At 60.1% G+C, this 22,372-nt stretch carries 22 protein-coding genes; 7 read left to right on the top strand and 15 right to left on the bottom strand.

Annotation, left to right across the window (positions count from 1 at the left end; translation table 11 throughout):
* Nucleotides 1-12: 12 nt before the first annotated feature.
* On the bottom strand, nt 13-2,316 hold the full coding sequence (locus AC07VO_RS08450) for a heavy metal translocating P-type ATPase (RefSeq protein ID WP_495007510.1): 2,304 nt from the start codon (nt 2,314-2,316) through the stop codon (nt 13-15).
* Nucleotides 2,317-2,400: 84 nt separating this feature from the next.
* Here AC07VO_RS08450 and cadR point away from each other — a divergent pair, with 84 nt between their 5' ends.
* The gene (gene cadR / locus AC07VO_RS08445) at nt 2,401-2,850 is read left to right on the top strand and encodes a Cd(II)/Pb(II)-responsive transcriptional regulator (protein ID WP_007897786.1); all 450 of its coding nucleotides are present in this window, start codon (nt 2,401-2,403) and stop codon (nt 2,848-2,850) included.
* 84 nt (nt 2,851-2,934) lie between these two features.
* On the opposite strand, the gene AC07VO_RS08440 is transcribed toward cadR, so the two are convergent.
* The 3 genes from AC07VO_RS08440 to AC07VO_RS08430 form a co-directional block, all read right to left on the bottom strand.
* Nucleotides 2,935-3,906 carry a thymidylate synthase gene (locus AC07VO_RS08440; protein WP_064621000.1) on the bottom strand — a complete coding sequence of 324 codons (972 nt, stop codon included), beginning with the start codon at nt 3,904-3,906 and terminating at the stop codon, nt 2,935-2,937.
* Between the two features lie 64 nt (nt 3,907-3,970).
* Nucleotides 3,971-4,783: a prolipoprotein diacylglyceryl transferase gene (lgt, locus tag AC07VO_RS08435; protein ID WP_064621002.1), complete on the bottom strand. Its 813-nt coding sequence runs from the start codon at nt 4,781-4,783 to the stop codon at nt 3,971-3,973.
* A gap of 83 nt (nt 4,784-4,866) precedes the next feature.
* Nucleotides 4,867-5,649: a sulfite exporter TauE/SafE family protein gene (locus AC07VO_RS08430; protein WP_018928658.1), complete on the bottom strand. Its 783-nt coding sequence runs from the start codon at nt 5,647-5,649 to the stop codon at nt 4,867-4,869.
* A 134-nt stretch (nt 5,650-5,783) separates the two neighbouring features.
* Between AC07VO_RS08430 and AC07VO_RS08425 the strand changes: the two genes are divergently transcribed.
* Nucleotides 5,784-6,530, top strand: coding sequence for an NRDE family protein (locus AC07VO_RS08425; RefSeq protein WP_086944384.1), 747 nt, complete (start codon nt 5,784-5,786; stop codon nt 6,528-6,530).
* 130 nt (nt 6,531-6,660) lie between these two features.
* Here the strand turns inward: AC07VO_RS08425 and ptsP are convergent, their stop codons facing one another.
* Both ptsP and AC07VO_RS08415 read right to left on the bottom strand, forming a co-directional pair.
* Nucleotides 6,661-8,940, bottom strand: a complete 2,280-nt coding sequence (gene ptsP / locus AC07VO_RS08420; protein WP_018928656.1) for a phosphoenolpyruvate--protein phosphotransferase — start codon at nt 8,938-8,940, stop codon at nt 6,661-6,663.
* A 22-nt stretch (nt 8,941-8,962) separates the two neighbouring features.
* Entirely contained in the window at nt 8,963-9,442 is a 480-nt protein-coding gene (locus tag AC07VO_RS08415) for an RNA pyrophosphohydrolase (protein WP_007897732.1), read from the bottom strand.
* 143 nt (nt 9,443-9,585) lie between these two features.
* Here AC07VO_RS08415 and AC07VO_RS08410 point away from each other — a divergent pair, with 143 nt between their 5' ends.
* Nucleotides 9,586-10,242, top strand: a complete 657-nt coding sequence (locus tag AC07VO_RS08410) for a histidinol-phosphatase (protein WP_018928655.1) — start codon at nt 9,586-9,588, stop codon at nt 10,240-10,242.
* Nucleotides 10,243-10,359: 117 nt separating this feature from the next.
* Here the strand turns inward: AC07VO_RS08410 and AC07VO_RS08405 are convergent, their stop codons facing one another.
* Together AC07VO_RS08405 and ilvA are read right to left on the bottom strand one after the other, a co-directional pair.
* Complete coding sequence (locus AC07VO_RS08405; protein WP_018928654.1) at nt 10,360-10,788, bottom strand: DUF2269 domain-containing protein; 429 nt, start codon at nt 10,786-10,788, stop codon at nt 10,360-10,362.
* A 39-nt stretch (nt 10,789-10,827) separates the two neighbouring features.
* Nucleotides 10,828-12,342 carry a threonine ammonia-lyase, biosynthetic gene (ilvA, locus tag AC07VO_RS08400; RefSeq protein WP_086944383.1) on the bottom strand — a complete coding sequence of 505 codons (1,515 nt, stop codon included), beginning with the start codon at nt 12,340-12,342 and terminating at the stop codon, nt 10,828-10,830.
* Between the two features lie 348 nt (nt 12,343-12,690).
* Here ilvA and rpiA point away from each other — a divergent pair, with 348 nt between their 5' ends.
* Nucleotides 12,691-13,362: a ribose-5-phosphate isomerase RpiA gene (gene rpiA / locus AC07VO_RS08395; RefSeq protein WP_018928652.1), complete on the top strand. Its 672-nt coding sequence runs from the start codon at nt 12,691-12,693 to the stop codon at nt 13,360-13,362.
* A gap of 61 nt (nt 13,363-13,423) precedes the next feature.
* Here rpiA and AC07VO_RS08390 read toward each other — a convergent pair whose 3' ends face one another.
* The 4 genes from AC07VO_RS08390 to AC07VO_RS08375 form a co-directional block, all read right to left on the bottom strand.
* Entirely contained in the window at nt 13,424-14,329 is a 906-nt protein-coding gene (locus AC07VO_RS08390) for an SdiA-regulated domain-containing protein (RefSeq protein WP_026286613.1), read from the bottom strand.
* Between the two features lie 87 nt (nt 14,330-14,416).
* The gene (locus AC07VO_RS08385) at nt 14,417-15,352 is read right to left on the bottom strand and encodes an SdiA-regulated domain-containing protein (protein WP_064621008.1); all 936 of its coding nucleotides are present in this window, start codon (nt 15,350-15,352) and stop codon (nt 14,417-14,419) included.
* 181 nt (nt 15,353-15,533) lie between these two features.
* A complete protein-coding gene (locus AC07VO_RS08380; protein WP_018928649.1) occupies nt 15,534-16,199 on the bottom strand; it encodes a fumarylacetoacetate hydrolase family protein in 666 nt (221 codons plus the stop codon).
* Between the two features lie 38 nt (nt 16,200-16,237).
* On the bottom strand, nt 16,238-17,632 hold the full coding sequence (locus AC07VO_RS08375; protein WP_018928648.1) for an FAD-binding oxidoreductase: 1,395 nt from the start codon (nt 17,630-17,632) through the stop codon (nt 16,238-16,240).
* Between the two features lie 204 nt (nt 17,633-17,836).
* Between AC07VO_RS08375 and serA the strand changes: the two genes are divergently transcribed.
* Nucleotides 17,837-19,066, top strand: a complete 1,230-nt coding sequence (gene serA, locus AC07VO_RS08370) for a phosphoglycerate dehydrogenase (protein ID WP_018928647.1) — start codon at nt 17,837-17,839, stop codon at nt 19,064-19,066.
* A gap of 77 nt (nt 19,067-19,143) precedes the next feature.
* On the opposite strand, the gene AC07VO_RS08365 is transcribed toward serA, so the two are convergent.
* Entirely contained in the window at nt 19,144-19,569 is a 426-nt protein-coding gene (locus tag AC07VO_RS08365; RefSeq protein ID WP_086944382.1) for a DUF4399 domain-containing protein, read from the bottom strand.
* 140 nt (nt 19,570-19,709) lie between these two features.
* Here AC07VO_RS08365 and AC07VO_RS08360 point away from each other — a divergent pair, with 140 nt between their 5' ends.
* The gene (locus tag AC07VO_RS08360; protein ID WP_064621014.1) at nt 19,710-20,294 is read left to right on the top strand and encodes a transporter substrate-binding domain-containing protein; all 585 of its coding nucleotides are present in this window, start codon (nt 19,710-19,712) and stop codon (nt 20,292-20,294) included.
* 29 nt (nt 20,295-20,323) lie between these two features.
* On the opposite strand, the gene AC07VO_RS08355 is transcribed toward AC07VO_RS08360, so the two are convergent.
* Entirely contained in the window at nt 20,324-20,809 is a 486-nt protein-coding gene (locus tag AC07VO_RS08355; RefSeq protein ID WP_018928644.1) for a 2-thiouracil desulfurase family protein, read from the bottom strand.
* Between the two features lie 2 nt (nt 20,810-20,811).
* Complete coding sequence (locus tag AC07VO_RS08350) at nt 20,812-21,444, bottom strand: 2OG-Fe(II) oxygenase (protein WP_018928643.1); 633 nt, start codon at nt 21,442-21,444, stop codon at nt 20,812-20,814.
* 133 nt (nt 21,445-21,577) lie between these two features.
* Here AC07VO_RS08350 and AC07VO_RS08345 point away from each other — a divergent pair, with 133 nt between their 5' ends.
* Complete coding sequence (locus AC07VO_RS08345) at nt 21,578-22,330, top strand: DUF2059 domain-containing protein (protein ID WP_018928642.1); 753 nt, start codon at nt 21,578-21,580, stop codon at nt 22,328-22,330.
* Nucleotides 22,331-22,372 lie beyond the last annotated feature (42 nt).

Below are 22,372 nucleotides of genomic sequence, written 5' to 3'. Positions count from 1 at the left end.
TTTCCCCATCGTCTATTTGCGCAACAGGCGCAAACCGTTGAACACCACCAGCAGGCTCACGCCCATGTCGGCGAACACCGCCATCCACATGGTGGCGATCCCGGCGAAGGTTACCCCAAGAAAGATCGCTTTGATGACCAATGCCAGGGCAATGTTCTGTTTGAGGATATTGGAGGTCTGCCGCGACAGGCTGATGAAGGCCGGGATCTTGCGCAGATCGTCGTCCATCAGGGCGACATCGGCGGTTTCGATGGCGGTGTCGGTCCCGGCGGCCGCCATGGCGAAACCGATCTCGGCCCGCGCCAGTGCAGGAGCGTCGTTGATGCCGTCGCCGACCATCCCCACGCGATAGCCCTGGGCATACAGCGTTTCGATGGCCTGCAGCTTCTCGCTCGGCAACAGATCGCCTTGCGCCTGATCGATGCCCACATGGGCGGCGATGACCTCGGCGGTGTGAACGTTGTCACCGGTCAGCATCAGGGTTTTGATGCCCAGTTCATGCAACTGCTGGATCGCTTCGCGACTGGTCGCTTTCACGGTGTCCGCGACGGCAAACAAGGCCAGCGGACCCGACTTGTCGAGCAACAGCACCACCGACTTGCCCTGTTTCTCCAGAGCAAACAGTTTTTCTTCCAGCGCTGGAGAACACAGGCCCAAGTCTTCCACCAGTCGATGGTTGCCCAGGTGATAGAGCTCACCATTGATCTCACCGCGTACTCCACGCCCCGCCAAGGCTTCGAAGTTATCCACAGTCAGCGGCGCGCGCTGGTTATCCACAACTGCCGCGTTGGCGATGGCCAGCGACACCGGGTGATCCGAGCGACCAGCCAGCGCCGCCGCAAGGGCCGGGGCTGTTTGATCGGCGGTCGGGTCGAGGGACAAATAGTCGGTCTGCACCGGTTTGCCATGCGTGAGGGTGCCGGTCTTGTCGAGGGCCAGGTAGTCGAGTTTGTAGCCGTGCTCCAGGTAGACGCCGCCCTTGACCAGAATCCCTTTGCGCGCCGCTGCCGCGAGGCCGCTGACAATGGTCACCGGAGTGGAAATCACCAAGGCGCATGGGCAGGCGACCACCAGCAACACCAGCGCCCGATAGATCCAGTCGAACCACAGCGCATCCATGAACAGCGGCGGGATCACCGCCACGGCGAGGGCCAGGATGAACACCGCCGGTGTGTAGATTTTCGAAAAGCTGTCGACGAAACGCTGGGTCGGCGCCCGCGCGCCCTGGGCCTGTTCGACGGCGTGGATGATCCGCGCGAGGGTCGAGTGGTCGGCCGCTGCGGTCACGGTGTATTCCAGTGAACCGGACTGGTTGATGGTGCCGGCGAACACTTTGTCGCCGATGGTTTTTTCGACCGGCAGGCTTTCACCGGTGATCGGCGCCTGGTTGATGGTCGAGCTGCCAGACAACACTTCGCCGTCCAGACCGATCCGCTCACCGGGACGCACCCGCACCCGTGCGCCCAGTTCGATGCTTTTCACCGGTTGTGCGACCCAACTGCCGTCGGCTTGTTGCACCGTGGCTTGCTCGGGCGCCATCTGCATCAGTCCGCCGATGGCGTTGCGCGCCCGGTCCAGGGACCTGGCTTCGATCAACTCGGCGACGGTAAACAGGAACATCACCATTGCCGCTTCCGGCCACTGGCCGATCAGGACCGCACCGGTCACCGCGATGCTCATCAGCGCGTTGATGTTCAGGTTGAGGTTTTTCAGGGCGATCCAGCCCTTTTTATAGGTACCCAGGCCGCCACTGAGGATTGAGATCAGCGCAATCACCGCCACCACCCAAGTGGGCGCCGCGTTAGTGAAGTGGATCACTTCAGCCGCCAACGCACCAACGCCGGACAGCGCCAATGGCCACCAAGGTTTTTTCTCTGGCACAGGTATTGGCGCTTCGACGCCTTGTTCCAGCGGCTCGGCGTGCATGCCGAGGGACTTGATCGCCTCGATGATCGGCGCGGTGCCTGGCAGGTCATGGGTCACGCCCAACACCCGGTTGATCAGGTTGAACTCCAGTTGCTGTACGCCCGCAAGCTTGCCGAGTTTGTTCTGGATCAGCGTCTGCTCGGTCGGGCAGTCCATGGCCTCGATGCGGAAGCTGCTCAGCCGCGCGCCGGCGGTCGGTGTCTCGCTCAACTTGATCAGCGATGGCGCCGCGGCTTTGGAGGAACAGCAGGAATCGCCGTGGCCGCCATGATCATGGCTACCATGGGCATGCTGGGACGCAGGCTGCAGCTTGTGGCTGTGATCGTGATCGTGATCGTGATCGTGATCGTGATCAGCCTCGGGTTTGTGGGTGTGAAGAGAATCGCTCATTGGTCGCGTCCATGAAGGTGCCTGTTGCCAAGTAAAGACCCTGTAGCCACTATAGGGTCAAGCACCCTTTTGGAGATTGACGCGATGAAAATAGGAGAACTGGCGAAACTCACCGACTGCGCCGTGGAAACCATCCGCTACTACGAGCGCGAAAACCTGCTGCCGGAACCGGCCCGCAGCGACGGCAATTACCGCGTCTACACCCAGGCCCACGCCGAACGCCTGACCTTCATCCGCAATTGCCGGACCCTCGACATGACCCTGGAGGAAATCCGCAGCCTGTTGGCCCTGCGCGACAGCCCGCAGGATCAATGTGAAAACGTCAACGCGTTGATCGACGAACATATCCATCATGTGAAGGCACGAATCGACGGTTTGCTGGCCTTGCAGACACAACTGCTCGACCTGCGCCAACGCTGCAGCGAAGGGCCGGATATCGATCAGTGCGGGATTTTGCAGCGGCTGGAGGTGAGTGGCGGGGTTGTGGCGACGGAGGTTGAGCATTCCCATGTCGGCCGAAGCCATGGGCATTAAGAATGCCTTCGCGGGCAAGCCTCGCTCCTACAGGTATCGTGTGAACCTGTAGGAGCGAGGCTTGCCCGCGAAGCGGTGCCAGACTCAGACCGCCATCGGCGCCGTCATCGGAGCGTGGTGCTCATAGCCTTCGAGCGAGAAATCACTTGGCTCGATCAGCTCCAGCCACTCCGGCTGATACACACCGGTCTTGGCAAACTCTGGCACACGGTCGGAGATCTTCAGCTTCGGCATGGCGAATGGCTCGCGCTTGAGCTGTTCGTTGAGCATGTCCAGGTGGTTTTCGTAGACGTGGGCATCACCGATGAAATAGGTGAACCAGCGCGGCGTGTAACCGGTCAGGCGACCGATCAGGCTCAGCAGCGCGGCGCCTTCGGTGAGGTTGAACGGCGTGCCCAGGCCCAGGTCGTTGGAGCGGATGTAGAGGGTCAGGGAGATTTCCCTGGTCTCGACATTCGGGTGGAACTGGTACAGCAAGTGGCACGGCGGCAGGGCCATTTCATCGAGCTGCGCAACGTTCCAGCCGTGGAACAGAATGCGACGGCTGCCCGGGTCCTTGATGATGGTGTCGACGCACTGGCGGATCTGGTCGATCGCCTTGTACAACACCACATACGCCTGGCCATCTTCTTCGCCTTCAGCAATCTGCCGATAACCCTGGCTCAGGGTCTGCTCGATGGCGGCCTGGTTGCTGACCGGGATCTGCTTGTACGCCGGCCATTTGCGCCATTGCACGCCGTAGATCTCGCCGAGGTCGTCTTCACCCTGACGGAACGGGTTGGCCAGCCACTGGGCGTTTTCGTTGGCGTTCTGGTCCCAGACCTTGCAACCCAGCGCACGGAATTCAGCGGCGTTGTTCACCCCGCGCAGAAAACCGCACATCTCGCCGATGGCCGACTTGAAGGCCATCTTGCGGGTGGTGATCGCCGGGAAACCTTCCTGCAAATCGAAGCGCAGCATCGCACCCGGAAAGCTGATGGTGTTCACGCCGGTGCGGTTGGCCTGTTTGGTGCCGTTCTTGATGACGTGGGCGACCAGATCGAGATATTGCTTCATGAATTACCTGTGTCCTTGAACCCGGAGCCGTCGCCCCGGGGTTCGAATTTTTTGCGCCAGCTGCTTATACAGCCGCTGCGGGGGCCGCCGGGGCGCGTCGATAAGCCAGCCAGATCAGGAATAGACCGCCGACGATCATCGGTACGCACAGCACCTGGCCCATGGTCAGCCAGTTCCACGCCAGATAGCCCAGTTGCGCATCCGGAACGCGGACGAACTCGACGATGAAACGGAAAATGCCATAGAACAGCGCAAACATCCCGGATACCGCCATGGTCGGCCGTGGCTTGCGCGAGAACAGCCAGAGGATCAGGAACAGCGCCACACCTTCCAGCGCAAACTGGTACAGCTGCGACGGGTGACGCGGCAACTGCGCCGGGTCGCTGAACGGCGGGAAGATCATCGCCCACGGCACGTCGGTCGGCTTGCCCCACAACTCGGCGTTGATGAAGTTGCCGATGCGCCCGGCACCCAGACCGATCGGCACCATCGGCGCAACGAAGTCCATCAGCTGGAAGAACGACTTGTTGTTCTTTTTACCAAACCACAACGCTGCGAGCATCACACCGATGAAGCCACCGTGGAACGACATGCCGCCCTTCCACACTTCGAAGATCAACATCGGGTTGGCCAGGTAAGCGCTCAGATCATAAAACAGCACATAACCCAGACGGCCGCCGACGATGACGCCCATCGACATCCAGAACACCATGTCGGAGAGTTTCTCCTTGGTCCAGGTCGGGTCGAAGCGGTTCAGCCGACGGGACGCCAGCAGCCACGCGCCGCCGATGCCGACCAGATACATCAGGCCGTACCAGTGGATTTTCAGCGGACCGATGGCCAGGGCCACCGGGTCGATCTGCGGGTAAGGCAGCATTGCGACTCCTCGTTAGAGTTGAAACCTTCAAAATTCCCGGGCGACGCTGTCACGCCAGGATTAAGCCAGGATTGCGTTAGGTGTCAGAGCAGGAAGTTCAAGCCGACGCAAAACAGCAAAGCGGCAAACAGTCTTTTCAGCAAGCGTGGCGACAGCCTGTGGGCCAGTCGTGCACCGAGGCGGGCGAAGACCATGCTGGTCAGAGCGATCCCCAGCAGCGCCGGCAAATAAACAAAACCGAGACTATGGGCCGGCAGCAGTGGATCGTGCCAGCCCAGAATCATGAAACTTAATGCACTTGCCAAAGCGATGGGCAGGCCACAGGCCGACGATGTGGCCACCGCTTGTTGCATCGGAACGCTGCGCCAGGTCAGGAATGGCACGGTCAGCGAGCCGCCGCCGATCCCGAAAATCGCCGAAGCCCAGCCAATCACACTGCCGGCCACGGTCAGACCGACTTTACCGGGCACCGTTCGGCTGGCCTTGGGTTTGAAGTCCAAGGCGAGTTGAACAGCGATGATCAACGCGAATATGCCGATGATCTTCTGCAGATTCGGCCCGGAGATCGCTTCGGCGGTCAGCGCGCCGAAACCGGCACCGATCAGAATGCCGAGAGTCATCCAGGCAAAAATCGGCCAACGCACGGCGCCGCGGCGATGATGTTCGCGAACCGCATTGACCGACGTAAAAATGATCGTCGCCAGGGAAGTACCGACTGCAAGATGCGTCAGGATCGACGGATCAAATCCCTGCAAGGTGAAGCTGAACACCAGCACCGGGACGATGATAATCCCGCCGCCTACCCCAAACAGCCCGGCCAGCACGCCCGCACAGGCGCCCAGCGCCAGATAGAGCAAAAATTCCATGGCCACGTCCCCAAGCATCCCGAAACAGGAGCGGCATGGTAACGGATGCATGGCCTCGGGCTCCACTGCGGATGGCGATGGATCGATGAGCGATGTCTGCGTAGAGTGAGCAAAAAACACACAAGGACCACCTTATGTGCCTGATTGTCTTTGCCTGGCGGCCGGGTCATGCCCAGCCGCTGATCGTGGCGGCCAACCGCGACGAATTCTATGCCCGGCCCAGCCTGCCCCTGGCGCAATGGCCGCACGCCCCGCATGTCTACGCCGGGCGTGACCTCGAGGCCGGCGGTACGTGGCTCGGTGTCGGCGCCAATGGGCGCTTCGCCGCACTGACCAACATCCGTAATCCCCTTCAACCGCCGGCCGCCAAGTCGCGAGGCGAACTGGTGGCGCAGTTTCTCAGCGGGGAAACGCCCATTGAAGACTATTTAAGCGACGTTATCGCACGTTCGGCTGAATATGCCGGGTTCAATCTGCTGATCGGCAATGCCAAAGAGCTCTGGCACTTCAACGCTCGGGAAACCTCGGCGGTCAGGCTCGAACCAGGGCTTTATGGGTTATCGAACGCGGGGCTGAATACGCCGTGGCCAAAAGTGCTCAAGGCCAAGGCAGCGTTGAGCGAAGTCCTGGACGATCCACAACCACAGGCGTTATTGGCCTTGCTGAGCGATCCGCAGATCGCACCACTTGCCGAGCTGCCGGACACTGGCGTGGGGCAAGCCACCGAGACGTTGTTGTCGAGCGTGTTTATCAAGAGCCAGGCTTATGGGACGCGGGCGAGCACGGCGTTGATTGTTCAGGCGAATGGGATGCGGCATATGGTCGAGCGGAGTTTCGGGCCGTATGGGGGGCATTTGGGGGAAGTGGAAGTCAGGATTTAATTTTGTGCTGCCTGGACTGGCCCCATCGCGGGCAAGCCAGCTCCCACAGGTTTTGGTGTTGATCACAAATCAGTGAATCGACCCAAATTCCTGTGGGAGCTGGCTTGCCAGCGATGAGGCCATCAGCCTTTTAAAGGGTCTTGACCGAAGCCGGATTGATCATCCGTGCCAACCCAAGGTTTTTCAGCGCCAGTTGCAGCGAGCTGTGGATAACTTGCGGGTTGTCGATGGTCATCAGCTCGGCGAGCAGTTCCTTGGCCTTGCTCAGGTTGATCTGACGCAGCATCCACTTCACTTTCGGCAAGTTGGTGGCGTTCATCGACAGGCTGTCGAAGCCCATTGCCATCAACAGCACCGCCGCCGCCGGGTCACCGGCCATTTCGCCGCAGATACTCACCGGTTTGCCTTCGGCATGCGCATCGCGCACCACGCTCTGCAGGGCTTGCAGCACCGCCGGGTGCAGGTAGTCGTAGAGGTCGGCCACCCGTGGGTTGTTTCGGTCCACGGCCAGCAGGTACTGGGTCAGGTCGTTGGAGCCGACCGACAGGAAGTCCACCTGCCGCGCCAGTTCCTTGGTCTGATACACCGCTGCCGGAATCTCGATCATCACGCCAACCGGCGGCATCGGCACGTCGGTGCCTTCGTCGCGGACTTCGCCCCAGGCCCGGTGGATCAGGTGCAAGGCTTCTTCCAGTTCATGGGTGCCGGAAATCATCGGCAGCAGAATACGCAGGTTGTTCAGGCCTTCGCTGGCCTTGAGCATGGCGCGGGTCTGCACCAGGAAGATTTCCGGGTGGTCGAGGGTCACGCGAATCCCGCGCCAGCCGAGGAACGGGTTGTCTTCCTTGATCGGGAAGTACGACAGCGCCTTGTCACCGCCAATGTCCAGGCTACGCATGGTCACTGGTTGTGGATGGAACGCGGCAAGTTGCTCGCGATAGATCGCCAGCTGTTCCTTTTCGCTCGGGAAACGCTGGTTGATCATGAACGGCACTTCGGTGCGGTACAGACCCACGCCCTCGGCACCGCGCTTCTGCGCCCGTGCCACGTCCGCCAGCAGGCCGGTGTTGACCCACAGCGGCATGCGGTGGCCATCAACCGTTACGCACGGCAGGTCGCGTAATGCATCCAGCCCGAGGGCCAGTTGTTTCTCTTCCTCGACCACGTCGGCGAACTGCTTGCGCAGCACGTCACTCGGGTTGGTGTAGACCTCGCCGTGGTAGCCGTCGACGATCATCTGGATGCCGTCGACCTTGGAGTACGGCAGGTCGACCAGGCCCATCACCGTCGGAATACCCATGGCGCGCGCCAGGATCGCCACGTGGGAGTTGCCAGAACCGAGTACCGACACCAGGCCCACCAGCTTGCCTTCCGGTACCTCGCCGAGCATTGCCGGCGTCAGTTCTTCGCTGACCAGAATGGTGTTGTCGGGGTAGACCAGCGTCTGCTGCCGCTCTTCCTGCAAGTAGGCGAGCAAACGGCGGCCGAGGTCCTTGACGTCCGAGGCCCGCTCACGCAGGTAGGCGTCGTCCATCAGTTCGAAACGGTTGACGTGATCGGTAACCACCTGACGCAGCGCGCCCTGGGCCCACTGACCGGTCTTGATCACGGTGGTGACTTCGCTGCCGAGCGAAGCATCGTCGAGCATCATCAAGTAGACGTCGAACAGGGCCCGCTCTTCAGGTCGCAGCTGGGTTGCCAGCTTGGCGGACAAGGCACGCATGTCGGCGCGCACGCCTTCGATGGCCGTCTTGAACAGCCCAAGTTCTGCATCGATGTCGGTGATGGTCTTGTCCGGCACCACATCCAGATCGGCCGGCGGCAGCATGACGACTGCGGTGCCGACCGCCGCGCCCGGCGAACCAGGTACGCCGACGAACTTTGCTTCCTGGATACCTTTGCCCTGACGGCCCAGGCCACGGATCGAACCGGTGGCCTCGGCATGGGCGATAACGCCGGCGAGCTGCGCGCTCATGGTCACGAGGAAGGCTTCTTCACCCTCATCGAACTGGCGGCGTTCCTTTTGTTGAATGACCAATACGCCGACGACGCGGCGGTGGTGAATGATCGGCGCCCCGAGGAACGACGCGTAGCGCTCTTCACCGGTCTCGGCGAAGTAACGGTAGCGCGGGTGATCCGCGGCGTTTTCGAGGTTCAGGGGTTCTTCACGCGTGCCGACCAGGCCGACCAGACCTTCGTTGGGTGCCATGCTGACTTTGCCGATCGAGCGCTTGTTCAAGCCCTCGGTGGCCATCAGCACGAAGCGGTTGGTCTCTGGATCAAGCAGGTAGACCGAGCAGACCTGGCTGCCCATGGCCTCTTTGACGCGCAACACAATAATCCCCAACGCCGCCTTGAGATCCTTGGCGGAGTTAACTTCCTGGACGATCTTGCGCAGCGTATTGAGCATGGCTCGGGGTCGAACTCCGTCGTCAGTCGCGCGCTAAAAGGCGCGGGGCAAGCTCTTTGAGAGCGCGTCGATACACCTCGCGCTTGAATGTCACCACCTGGCCCAACGGATACCAATAGCTGACCCAGCGCCAGCCATCGAATTCCGGTTTACCGGTCAAATCCATCCGCACCCGCTGCTCGTTGGAGATCAGGCGCAGGAGAAACCATTTCTGCTTCTGGCCGATGCACAGCGGTTGGCTGTGCGTTCTGACCAGACGTTGCGGCAAACGATAACGCAACCAGCCCCGGGTGCAGGCGAGAATTTCAACATCTTCGCGCTCCAGGCCCACTTCTTCGTTCAACTCGCGGTACAAGGCGTCTTCCGGCGTCTCCTGGGGGTTGATCCCGCCCTGTGGAAACTGCCAGGCATCTTGATTGATTCGGCGAGCCCATAGCACCTGGCCAGCATCATTCGTCAGAATGATCCCGACATTGGGGCGGAAACCATCGGGGTCGATCACGGCAACAACCTCGCAAACGCATGTCGCCGCATTGTTCCACAAAGGTTGTGAAAGCAGCAACGAGCCGACCTACCTTATGTGCACTCTTGTGAAAAGTCCGTATTCTGGAGACCTTTCTACAGACTTTTCAGCGAGTAACTGCAATGCGGCTGGCTTTATTCGACTTGGACAACACGCTTCTGGGCGGCGACAGTGACCACGCCTGGGGCGATTATCTGTGCGAACGCGGTTTCCTCGACGCCGTCGCCTACAAGGCACGCAACGACGAGTTCTATCAGGACTACCTGGCCGGCAAGCTGGATCAGGCCGCCTACCTGAACTTCTGCCTGGAAGTCCTCGGCCGCACCGAAATGGCGACACTGGATCAATGGCACCTGGATTACATGCGCGACTGCATCGAACCGCTCGTGCTGCCCAAGGGCCTCGAACTGTTGGCCCAACACCGTGAGGCCGGCGACAAGCTGGTCATCATCACCGCCACCAACCGTTTTGTGACCGGGCCGATTGCCACGCGTTTAGGCGTTGAAACCCTGATCGCCACCGAATGCGAAATGATCGACGGCCGGTACAGCGGGCGCAGCACCGATATCCCGTGCTTCCGTGAAGGCAAGGTGACCCGGTTGAATCGTTGGCTGGAAGAAACCGGCCACAGCCTGGAAGACAGTTATTTCTACAGCGACTCGATGAACGACTTGGCGTTGCTGGAGCAAGTGACGAATCCGATCGCGGTCGATCCGGACCCTAACTTGCGGGCCGAGGCCGAGAAACGTGGCTGGCCGGTGATCAGTTTGCGCGATTGATTAAGCCTGTAGCAGCTACCGAGGTACGAGGCTGCGTTGCGGTCCGCAGGACCGCCCTTCGGGGCCGCTTCGCAGCCCATCGCAGCCTCGCACCTCGCAGCAGCTACAGATTCCGCGCTATACCGGCTTGGCCCCCATCAACCCCGCAATGGCGATCAAGCAGACAAAACTGAACAACGCCAACGCCAACGTAAACTTCCCATTCCCCGCCGCCGGCGCCTTGCGCAGCCGATTGAGCCGCACCAGCAGCCAGAACCAGCCCAGCGCCGCCACGGTGTACAGCACACTGGACGCCAGCAACCAGGTCTGCCCCAACGGCCAGCCCACCAGATGCACCATCCACCAGCCGGTAAACGGCATGCTCAACAGCGCCAGGCCCATCAACAACCAGATGAACACCTGCGGTCGCTGCAAGGTACGCGCAGGCGCCGTCGCATCACCGTTACGACGAGTGCGCCAGACCCAGATTGCCAGCCCCAGTGCGCTGATCAACAGCAGCACCGTCGCCACGCCATGCGCGACTTTGAGGGCGGTTAACGTTTCCATTGTTCGAATTCCTTATAGGCTGCCCATCAGCGTAGCCGCTCAGCCGAGAAACAGCTGATAGGCCGGGTTGTCGCTTTCGTCCCAGTACGGGTAGCCGATTTCTTCCAGCGCCGCCGGTACCAGATGACGCTCGTCGTGGGGCACTTGCAGGCCCGCGACCACACGGCCATCCGCCGCGCCGTGGTTGCGGTAGTGGAACATCGAAATGTTCCAGCGCCCACCGAGCTTGTTGAGGAAGTTGAACAACGCACCCGGACGCTCCGGGAACTCGAAGCGCAGCACCACCTCATCGACCACCTGGGCGGCACGCCCGCCAACCATATGGCGAATGTGCAATTTGGCCAGTTCGTTGTCGGTCAGGTCGAGTACCGGGAAACCCTGCTCGGTCAGGCTGGCGAGCAGCGCACTGCGCGGGTCGTTTTCCGGATGGGTCTGCACGCCGACAAAGATGTGCGCTTCGCTGCCGGTGTTGTAGCGGTAGTTGAATTCGGTGATCTGGCGCTTGCCGATGGCTTCGCAGAACGCCTTGAAGCTGCCCGGTTTCTCGGGGATGGTCACGGCGATGATAGCTTCGCGGCCCTCGCCCAGCTCGGCACGCTCGGCGACGTGTCGCAAGCGGTCGAAGTTGACGTTGGCGCCGGAATCGATGGCCACGAAGGTGTGGCCGGTGACGCCACGTTGCTCGACGTATTTCTTGATCCCGGCCACGCCCAAGGCGCCGGCAGGTTCAGTGATCGAGCGGGTATCGTCGTAGATATCCTTGATCGCCGCACAGATTTCATCGGTGCTGACGGTGATCACTTCATCAACGTAGTCTTTGCAGATATCGAAGGTGTGCTGGCCGATCTGCGCCACCGCGACGCCATCGGCAAACAGGCCCACGGTCGGCAACACCACGCGCTCACCGGCCGCCATGGCGGCTTGCAGGCAGTTGGAGTCATCCGGTTCGACGCCGATGATCTTGACGTCCGGACGCAGGTATTTCACGTACGCCGCAATCCCGGCGATCAATCCGCCACCGCCCACCGGAACGAAGATCGCATCCAGACGCCCCGGGTGCTGGCGCAGAATCTCCATGGCCACCGTGCCCTGCCCGGCAATGGTGTGGGGATCGTCGTAGGGGTGAATGTAGACGTAGCCTTTTTCGTCGACCAGTTTCAGCGAGTAGGCCAGGGCTTCCGGGAACGAATCGCCGTGCAGTACCACTTTGCCGCCGCGCGAACGCACGCCCTCGACCTTGATCTCCGGGGTGGTCTTGGGCATCACGATGGTCGCTTTCACGCCCAGCACTTTGGCTGCCAGGGCCAGGCCTTGCGCATGGTTGCCCGCCGAAGCGGTGACCACGCCACGGGCGCGCTCTTCATCGCTCAGTTGCGTCAGCTTGTTGTAAGCGCCGCGAATCTTGAACGAGAACACCGGCTGCAAGTCTTCACGCTTGAGCCAAATCTCGTTGCCCAGCCGCTCGGAGAGCTGGCGAGCAGTCTGCAATGGGGTTTCTACGGCAACGTCATAAACGCGCGAGGTGAGGATCTTTTTGACGTACTGTTCGAGCATCGGAAAGCATCACTGAACGGGTTGGGCAGGGCCAAGGAGTCTAACCCGGCTTTCGGGCGGGCGACCACACTAAACAGGTGGTTTTAGCCACTCGCAAACGCAAGAGACTCATTGTGGCGAGGGAGCTTGCTCCCGCTGGAGTGCGAAGTGCTCCCCAAAACAGGCAGCCCGTTTCTTCAAACACACTGTATTGGCAGGTTTACGACTGCTGCGCAGCCGAGCGGGAGCAAGCTCCCTCGCCACAGACAAGCCCCCTCGTCTCCATTCGACACACTGGCAATGACCTTCCACATCGCGAGGCCTATAATGCCGGCCTTTCGTCCCCCTCTTCGGCACCTCGGAGCCCGCATGACCCAGGATCAACTCAAACAGGCAGTGGCTCAGGCCGCCGTCGACTTCATCCTCCCTAAACTCGATGACAAGAGCATCGTCGGGGTCGGCACCGGCTCTACCGCCAATTGCTTCATCGACGCCCTGGCCAAGCACAAAGGCGCGTTTGACGGCGCAGTGGCCAGTTCCGAAGCCACCGCCGCGCGCCTCAAGGGCCACGGGATTCCGGTGTATGAGCTCAATACCGTCAGCGATCTGGAGTTCTACGTCGACGGCGCCGATGAAAGCGACGAGCACCTGCACCTGATCAAAGGCGGCGGTGCAGCCCTGACCCGCGAGAAGATCGTGGCGGCCGTGGCCAAGACCTTCATCTGCATCGCCGACGCCAGCAAACTGGTGCCGGTGCTCGGTGCGTTCCCATTGCCGGTGGAAGTGATCCCGATGGCTCGCAGCCACGTGGCCCGCGAACTGGTGAAGCTGGGCGGCGACCCGGTTTACCGTGAAGGTGTGCTGACCGATAACGGCAACATCATCCTTGACGTGCACAACATGCAGATCACCAACCCGGTGGAGCTGGAAGCACAGATCAACGCCATCGTCGGCGTGGTCACCAACGGTTTGTTCGCGGCGCGCCCGGCGGACTTGCTGCTGTTGGGCACGAGCGAAGGCGTGAAAACCCTCAAGGCCTGATGCCACACCCATTTGTAGGAGCGAAGCTTGCTCGCTCCTACAATTGGTTTTGCGGTGTTGGTCAGGGCTGTGCCGGTTTTTTGAAGACGTAGAACAGGTTCGGCTCGCTGACGAGGTACAGGGTGCCGTCGTCATCCATGGCAATGCCTTCCGGCTTGTGCAATCCCTGACGACCCTTGCTCAGTGACAGGGTGCTCAGCGGTCGCCCGTCCACATCCAGTTCAAGAATCAACCGCGACTCATCGGACAGTGCCAGCAAATGGCCGCTGCGCTCGTCATATTGCAGGCTCGACAGGTCTCGCACGAACATTCCGCCATCGCGCTTGGGATTGTTCACCACGTGCACCGCGTAGGACTTCTCCGGGTTGTAATGGGGAAAGCCCTGCACTTCGTAGATCAGCATCGGGTCGCGCTCCTTGGCGACGAACAAGCGCTTGCCCACCGAGTCATAGGCCAACCCCTCGAATCCCTTGTTGCCGCTCATGTGCACGCCGAGGGTCATCTGCTCGGCGTCCGCGGCATCGAGGAACGTCGTGCCCTTGCGCAGATGAATCTTGATCAGCCGTTGCTCACGCTCATCGGTGATCACGTAAGTGTCAGCGCTAATGAACTCCACTGCTTCCGGGTCGCCGAATCCGACCAGCGCCACACGCCGCAGGATTTTGCCTTCCAGGGACAACTCGATCAGCTCGGCGTTTTTTTGGGTGACCGTGAACAGGCTTTTGCGCACGGGATCGAAGGTCAGCGCTGAAACATCGTCGTCCAGACCGTCAATGACTCGCGCCTCGATCGCCACCTGATACTGGTCCAGGCCAATGGATCGGGTATTCATCGGCTGCCATAGCGCCTGCACATTGAACCCGCTGCGTTCGAACAGGCGCTGGTACTGGCCGACGGCAACCAACACGATCAGGGCAATGACCGACAGGATCAGCATCAGGGGTTTGGGGCGGACAAGTCGACGCATTCAGGCAAACTCGGAAACAGGACGGGCGGATGAAACACCACGGCTGCCTGAATTAAAACCCTAATGGCCCGCGACCTTCTACCGCAACTACCGAACCTGTTGCTTTTCGAAGCGGTAGAACAGGTTCGGCTCGCTCACCATGTACAGCGTGCCTGCTTCGTCCATGGTGACGCCTTCGGCACGGGGAATGGTTTTCTTCAGGCCATTGAACCCTCCGAGCAAGGTCATGAAACTGACCTGCTCGCCCTTCTCGTCCAGTTCCAGCAACAAGTGAGAGTCGGCGGACAGCACCAGGGTGTGACCGGTGCGCGGATCGATGGCCAGGGCCGACAGGTTACGGACATCCAGTGCGTCGCTGGAGAGTTTCTGCTTGTCCCCCTTCAGGATCTGGCTGCCATCGCTTTTCCAGCTGAACAGCGCTGGTGGACGCTCTTCACCCAGCAGCAGTTGCTGGCGACGGGCATCCCAGACGACGGCTTCGAAGCCTTTATTCTGGTTTTTCGAGGGACCGAGATCGTACTTCGGGAAATTGGCGATGTTCAGCTCGCGCGTATCGGCATCGACCTTGACGATCGAGAGCAGGTGTTCGCGCTCATCGGTAATCGCCAGCAAACCATTGCCCATTACCGTCACCCCTTCCGGGTTGCTCCACCCCACCAGCGGCATTTTGCGCAACACGTCGCCTTGCAACGTCAGCTCGACCAGGAACGGGTTCTTGCCCATCACGGAGAACAGGGTTTTGGTCTGCGGGTCGTAAGACACGTCCGACGCTTCGTCCTTCTCCATGCCCGGCAGCAGTTTGGCGTCGATCACCGCCCGATAGTCCGGCAGCCAGACACTCTCTTTTCGTTCGGCAGGGCTTTCGAAGCGCTCCTTCACCCAGAGCACACCGCGATCATCCCAATGCATCGCAAACGCAAGGCCATAAGCGGCGACCGCCACCAGTAAAAGCCAGGAATACCAACGCATGACAAAGCGCGAGCGGCGGGCAGTTTTCAGCTTGGGCAGCGATTCGATGGCCATTCAGGGATGCGTTCCAGAAATTCAGGCTATGGGTAATAGCACATTGGGACAGGCTCAGATGCCATAAGCCCCGGAATTATCCAGACAAAATGTGAAAAAAACGGGAAATGGCCGGATTGCCCTGTGTGGGCAGCCAAGATCAAAAGATCGCAGCCTGCGGCAGGCTGCGGTTTTTTGCTTTTTAGAGAACGCTACTGGTAAAGCGGCTGACACCCGGCAATTCGAGCACCAGTTCGTCACCGACGTTCAGCGGGCCAACGCCCACCGGCGTGCCAGTGAGGATCACGTCACCGGCCTGCAGCGAGAAGCAGCCGGCCATGTACTGGATCATTGGCACGATCGGATTGAGCATGTCCTTGGTGTTGCCATCCTGGCGGACTTCACCATTGATGGTCAGGCGGATGCCGATGTCGGTCAGGTCGGTAAACGTGCTGCCAGCCACGAATGGCGCAATCACCGCCGCACCGTCAAAGCACTTGGCGATTTCCCACGGCAGGCCCTTGGCTTTAAGCTCGGCCTGCTTGTCGCGCAGGGTCAGGTCCAGGGCCGGGGCGAAGCCGGAGATGGCATCCAGCACTTCTTCGCGGCTCGGCTTGGTCGACAATGGCTTGCCGATCAGCACCGCTATTTCTGCTTCGTAATGCACCGAACCGCGCTCGGTCGGAATGCTGAAGCTGCCTTCCAGTGGCACCACGCAGCTGCCGGGCTTGATGAACAGCAGTGGTTCGGTGGGCACCGGGTTGTCCAGTTCCTTGGCGTGTTCGGCGTAGTTGCGGCCGATGCACACCACTTTCCCCAGCGGAAAATGAATACGCGTTCCGTCGACATACTGGTGCTGATAGCTCATTGACCGACTCCTGCTTCGTGCTCTTAAAATTCGAAGAATCAAACAGCGAAAATCTTGCCCGGGTTCATGATGCCGTTCGGGTCGAACACCGCCTTGACGGCTTTCATGTACTCGATCTCAACCGGTGAGCGGCTATAGGTCAAGTAGTCACGTTTGGTCATGCCCACGCCGTGTTCGGCGGAAATCGAACCGTTGTACTTCTCGACGGTTTCGAACACCCACTTGTTGACGGTGGCGCACTTGGCGAAGAACTCATCCTTGCTCAGGTTATCCGGCTTGAGGATGTTCAAGTGCAGGTTGCCGTCGCCGATGTGGCCGAACCAGACGATTTCGAAGTCCGGGTAGTGTTCGCCGACGATCGCGTCGATTTCCTTCAGGAACCCCGGGACTTTCGACACAGTGACCGAAATGTCGTTTTTGTACGGCGTCCAGTGGGAAATGGTTTCGGAGATGTACTCGCGCAGCTTCCAGAGGTTCTGCAACTGGGTTTCGCTCTGGCTCATCACGCCGTCCAGCACCCAGCCCTGCTCGACGCAGTGCTCGAAGGTTTCCAGGGCGTGGTTGGCTACTTCATCGGTGGTCGCTTCGAATTCCAGCAGCGCATAGAACGGGCAGTCGGATTCGAATGGCGCCGGCACATCGCCGCGTGCCATGACCTTGGCCAGGGCTTTGTCGGAAAAGAATTCGAAGGCAGTCAGGTCAAGTTTGCTCTGGAACGCGTGCAATACCGGCATGATCGAATCGAAATCGGCTGTACCGAGCACCATCGCGGTGAGGTTTTTCGGCGCACGGTCCAGACGCATGGTGGCTTCGACGACAAAACCCAGGGTGCCTTCAGCGCCGATGAACAGCTGACGCAGGTCGTAGCCGGTGGCGTTCTTGATCAGGTCTTTGTTCAGTTCCAGCAGATCGCCCTTGCCGGTGACGACTTTCATGCCGGCCACCCAGTTACGGGTCATGCCGTAGCGAATCACCTTGATCCCGCCGGCATTGGTGCCGATATTGCCACCTATCTGGCTGGAACCTGCCGAAGCGAAGTCCACCGGATAGTACAAACCGTGCTCTTCAGCCTTGTTCTGTAATTGTTCGGTAACCACGCCCGGCTGACAAACAACGGTGCGATCGGTGAGGTTCACGTCGAGAATCTGGTTCATGTAGTCGAAGGACACGACCACTTCGCCATTGGCCGCCACTGCTGCGGCAGAAAGCCCGGTACGACCGCCGGACGGCACCAGCGCAACCTTGTGTTCATTGGCCCAACGGACAATGGCCTGGACCTGCTCGATGGTCTTGGGGAACACAATGGCCGTCGGGGCCGGGGCGAAATGTTTGGTCCAATCCTTGCCGTAAGCGTTCAGGGAGTCGGCGTCGGTCAGCACCTTGCCAGGCTCAACCAGGGTCTTCAGCTCATCAATCAGCGCAGGATTGGTCATCGACAGAACTCTCGAACAATTCATGGTCATCCTGAGTACGCTTCACGTCGCAGAATGAGTGTTAGCAGGTCGCATATGCTAGCATACCGACCCCGCAGGATAGTGCCCAAAGGCTGTTCTGCGGCGACGGCTTTCCTGCCGTCCGGGTCAGCTCTGGCTGCTCCCTTCCCTGCCATTTTTTCTCCGGGACACAGGTTTACGCAGATGAGCAAGACTTCTCTCGATAAGAGCAAGATCAAGTTCCTTCTTCTCGAAGGCGTCCACCAATCGGCTGTCGACGTCCTCAAGGCGGCGGGCTACACCAGCATCGAGTACCTCACAGGTTCTCTGCCGGACGCCCAGCTGAAGGAAAAGATCGCTGATGCTCACTTCATCGGCATTCGCTCCCGCACTCAACTGACCGAAGAGATCTTCGATCACGCGAAGAAACTGGTGGCTGTCGGCTGTTTCTGCATCGGCACCAACCAGGTCGACCTCAACGCGGCTCGCGAACGCGGTATCGCGGTATTCAACGCGCCGTACTCCAACACTCGCTCCGTTGCCGAGCTGGTGCTGGCCGAGGCGATTCTGTTGCTGCGCGGCATCCCTGAGAAGAACGCTTCCTGCCACCGTGGCGGCTGGATCAAAAGCGCAGCCAACTCCTTCGAAATCCGCGGTAAAAAGCTGGGTATCGTCGGTTACGGCTCGATCGGCACTCAACTGTCGGTCCTGGCGGAAGGCCTGGGCATGCAGGTTTACTTCTACGACACCGTGACCAAGCTGCCATTGGGCAACGCCACCCAGGTCGGCAACCTGCACGAGCTGTTGGGCATGTCCGACATCGTCACCCTGCACGTTCCGGAAACCGCTGCCACCCAGTGGATGATCGGCGAGAAGGAAATCCGCGCCATCAAGAAGGGCGGCATCCTGATCAACGCCGCGCGCGGCACCGTGGTCGAACTGGACGCCCTGGCGGACGCGATCAAGGACAAGCACCTGATCGGCGCGGCCATCGACGTATTCCCGGTGGAGCCACGCTCCAACGAAGAAGAGTTCGAAAGCCCGCTGCGTGGCCTGGACAACGTGATCCTGACCCCGCACATCGGTGGTTCTACCGCTGAAGCGCAGGCCAACATCGGCCTGGAAGTGGCGGAAAAACTGGTCAAGTACAGCGACAACGGTACGTCGGTATCGTCCGTGAACTTCCCGGAAGTGGCCTTGCCGGCTCACCCTGGCAAGCACCGTCTGCTGCACATCCACGAAAACATTCCGGGTGTGATGAGCGAGATCAACAAGGTCTTCGCCGAAAACGGCATCAACATTTCCGGTCAGTTCCTGCAGACCAACGAGAAAGTCGGCTACGTCGTGATCGACGTGGATGCCGATTACTCGGAAATGGCGCAAGAGAAGCTGCAGCACATCAACGGCACCATTCGTTGCCGCGTGTTGTTCTGATCGCGACTTGAGCGACAAAAAAGGGAGCTCCTCGGAGCTCCCTTTTTTACGGCTGCTTTTTCATCGCTGTGGAAAAGCTACTTCACCGTCACGGTGATTTTCTTCGACACGATCGGCGGATCGAACGGCATGTGACCGCTGTCGCCCAGTTCGAGCTGCAAGGTGTGCTTGCCCGGTGCCAGTTTGATTTCAGCGTGAGTCTGCGCTTTGCCAAAGTGCATGTGATTGGCATCGTTTGGAATCGGAGCGCCGGCAGCCGGTAGTTTGTCGACATCGATCAGCAGATGGTGGTGCCCAGTGTTTTTGGTGGTGTCGCCCGCTGGTGCCAGTGCGATTTCCTTGACGCCGAAATTCACTGTAAAGGTTTGCGCGACCGTGGCTCCGTCCGCAGGAGATACGATGAACACTTCTGCCCCCTTCGGAGCCGGGGTGGCGGCACCGGCCAGCACCGAAACACCCATCAGCACACCAGCCAATGCTGCTCGTGACATAAAGCTTTTCATTCTCTTCTCCAGTTTTTCCGTAAAATTCGCTCGACCGTGAACAACTTAACGGCCATTCGTTGTCGAAGGCACTCAATAACCATAGCAAAGCGAGCCTGAACAGCGCGTCGCGATAGATAAATGAATTCAAAGGAGTGACCATGCGCTTTTTGCCTGGCCTGATCTGCCTGCTACCCCTTTTGAGCCCTTTGGCTCATGCCGAACTGATGGACGATGTAAACGACCGCGGCGAATTGCGCATTGCTCTTGAGGCTAATACACCGCCCTTCAATTTCAAGGATGACGGCAAACTGACCGGGTTCGAGGTCGAGTTGGGTCAACTGCTGGCCAATGAGCTGGATGTACGGGCCGACTTCGTCGTCACCGATTCCGACGATCTGATGACCGGCGTCGAAAGCGGCAAATACGACGTTGCCATCAATCACATAGCACTGACCCCGGACCTGAAGGATCGTTTCGACTTCAGCGAACCTTACATTCACACCAACGCACAATTGATCGCGCAGAAAGAAGAGCAACCGCGATCAATCCTGTTGGTGCAGTCGCTGACGGAACAAAAACCGAAGGCCACCCCTGTGAGCCTGGCGATTCCGTTTCAGAAGGGTAATCCGGCATTTCATGCCAGCCTTGAGAATGCAATGCAGCGGATCAAGGCCGATGGCCGGCTGGAGGCGCTGGAGCAAAAGTGGTTTGGGGCAGATGCGGGTGTGGCGCCGAAACCTTGATTCGGGCGAATGAGTAACCCTGCGGGCTGTTACTTCAGGGTTGCCAGGGCCTGCGCCGCTTGCGGCAACTCCAGCTCGCTGAAGACTTGCACACCATGGCGCTTGAGCAGCGCGGCGGTCACGCCCTCACCGCTGACCTTCACTCCACTGAACGTCCCGTCATAGGTCAGCAGATTCCCGCAAGACGGGCTGTTGGCCTTGAGCACGGCAATCCGGATGCCGTGCTGTTGCACCAGCTCCAGCGCCTGAGAAGCCCCCGATAGAAACTCGGCACTGACGTCCTCGCCCTCGGTGGTGATGACCGATGCAAGGCCATCAAGCACTTCACCGCCCTGCCCGCCGGGAATTTCCGCCGCAGCCCTGGGTGTCGGCAACCCGCCGGCGACTTCCGGACACAACGGCACCACCCGGCCCTCGGCAATCCACTGTTCCAACAGATCGAACGGCCCGCTGGCCCCGCCGTCGTAACGGACGCGGTGACCGAGCAAACAGCGGCTTACCAGAATTTTTTGCATGATTAGAACGGCTCGTTGCCACGACGGCGGAACCAGCCCGTCAAGGACAGGCGTTCTCGGGTCGCGGGCAGGACTTCGTGGGGCACGTCGCCCGACAGGAACACCACCAGGCATCCGCCGGTGGGCACCACATCGTGCTCGACGCCTTCGTCCAGGTACATGCGCAACTGACCGCCATGCTCGGGCAGCCAGGCGTCGTTGAGGTAGATCACCGCCGAGACCATGCGCCGGTCGTCGTCACGGAAACGGTCGACATGCTTGAGGTAGAAAGCGCCGGGCGGGTATAGGGCGAAATGGCTTTCGAAATCTTCCAGGCCCAGGAACAAACCACGATTCATCGCCTCACGCAGGCTGTCCATCAACCCCAGGTAGCTGTCGCAGGACTCGGCCTGGCCGGGTTCGAGCCACTGGATATGGTCGCCGCGAATGCCCTCGCGAATCTCCGAAAACGCCCCGCGCCCCACGGCGGCCGGGGCGAGCTCACCCTCGGCGGCACGTTTACGACATTCGGCGGCCAGCGCCCGGGTCAGGTCCAGGGGCAGGAAAATATTCTGCTGCGACCAGCCGTGTTCGGCCAGGTCGTCGACGATACGTAACAGCAGTGGATGATCAGAGGGTATGTGCATGGCGCGCATAGTATTCCTGTGCCCGCAAATCCGACAGAGCCACGCAGCGGAGGATTGGTCGGATAAGGTACTCAACCTGATACGAATTCTCGACAAGTACGAATGCCGCACGGAGAATAGTCGCCTGCTGACAGGAGTCCCTATGCGTCGCTTGCTTTTCTCACTGTTGATGTTCTGCGTTTTGCCCGCCTGGGCGGACGGCCACGACCAGTTGTACAAGGTCGCCGGTTGGCCAGAACAACGCGCGCATTTCAACGATGCTCTCTCGGCCGCTCAGCAGCGCTATCAGAACAGCTTGCCACCGGCAGTGTTCCAGGCCCTGGTCGACAACAGCAATCTGCGGTTCGCCCCCAAGGCCATGGACCAGCGCGCCGAAGCGCAACTGCGCAAGAAGCTCGCCGACCCGAAACCTGCGCTGACCTTCTTTCAATCGCCCCTGGGCAAGAAAATCGTCGCCGCCGAACTGCTGGCGACCCGTCGCGATCAATTGGCGAAAAACGCCAAGGGCTTGCCGAAGATGCAAGCCAGCGATACCCGTCAACTGATCATCGGCCACCTGGCCCAGGCCCTGCCCGCCCGCGAGGCCGGCGCTGAAGTCAGCCTGGCGATCGCAGGCGTCGCGGCCGACAGCCTGAGTTCGATGATCCCCGGCCTGCTCGGCAACGGTCAGGCTCAAGGCATGTTGAACGGTCAGCGCCAGCGCCTGATGGAGCAGATCGGCGCCGACCTGAACAACACGCTGCTGTATGTCTATCGCGACCTGTCGGATGACGAACTGGAAGAGTTTTCGACCTTTGCCGAGTCCTCTGAAGGCAAGGCTTATTACCAAGCGGCATTGGCGGCGATTCGGGCGGGGTTGGCAGTGGGGCAAAGTACGTCGAGCCTGACCCAGTAATTTTTGGCGTCCGTGAAATGGCCCGCGAAGACTATCGAAATG

Source organism: Pseudomonas sp. GW821-FHT03E01 (genome assembly GCF_059420765.1).
The sequence above is the reverse complement of the archived record's forward strand: the minus strand, read 5'-3'. Positions and strand labels throughout refer to the sequence as shown.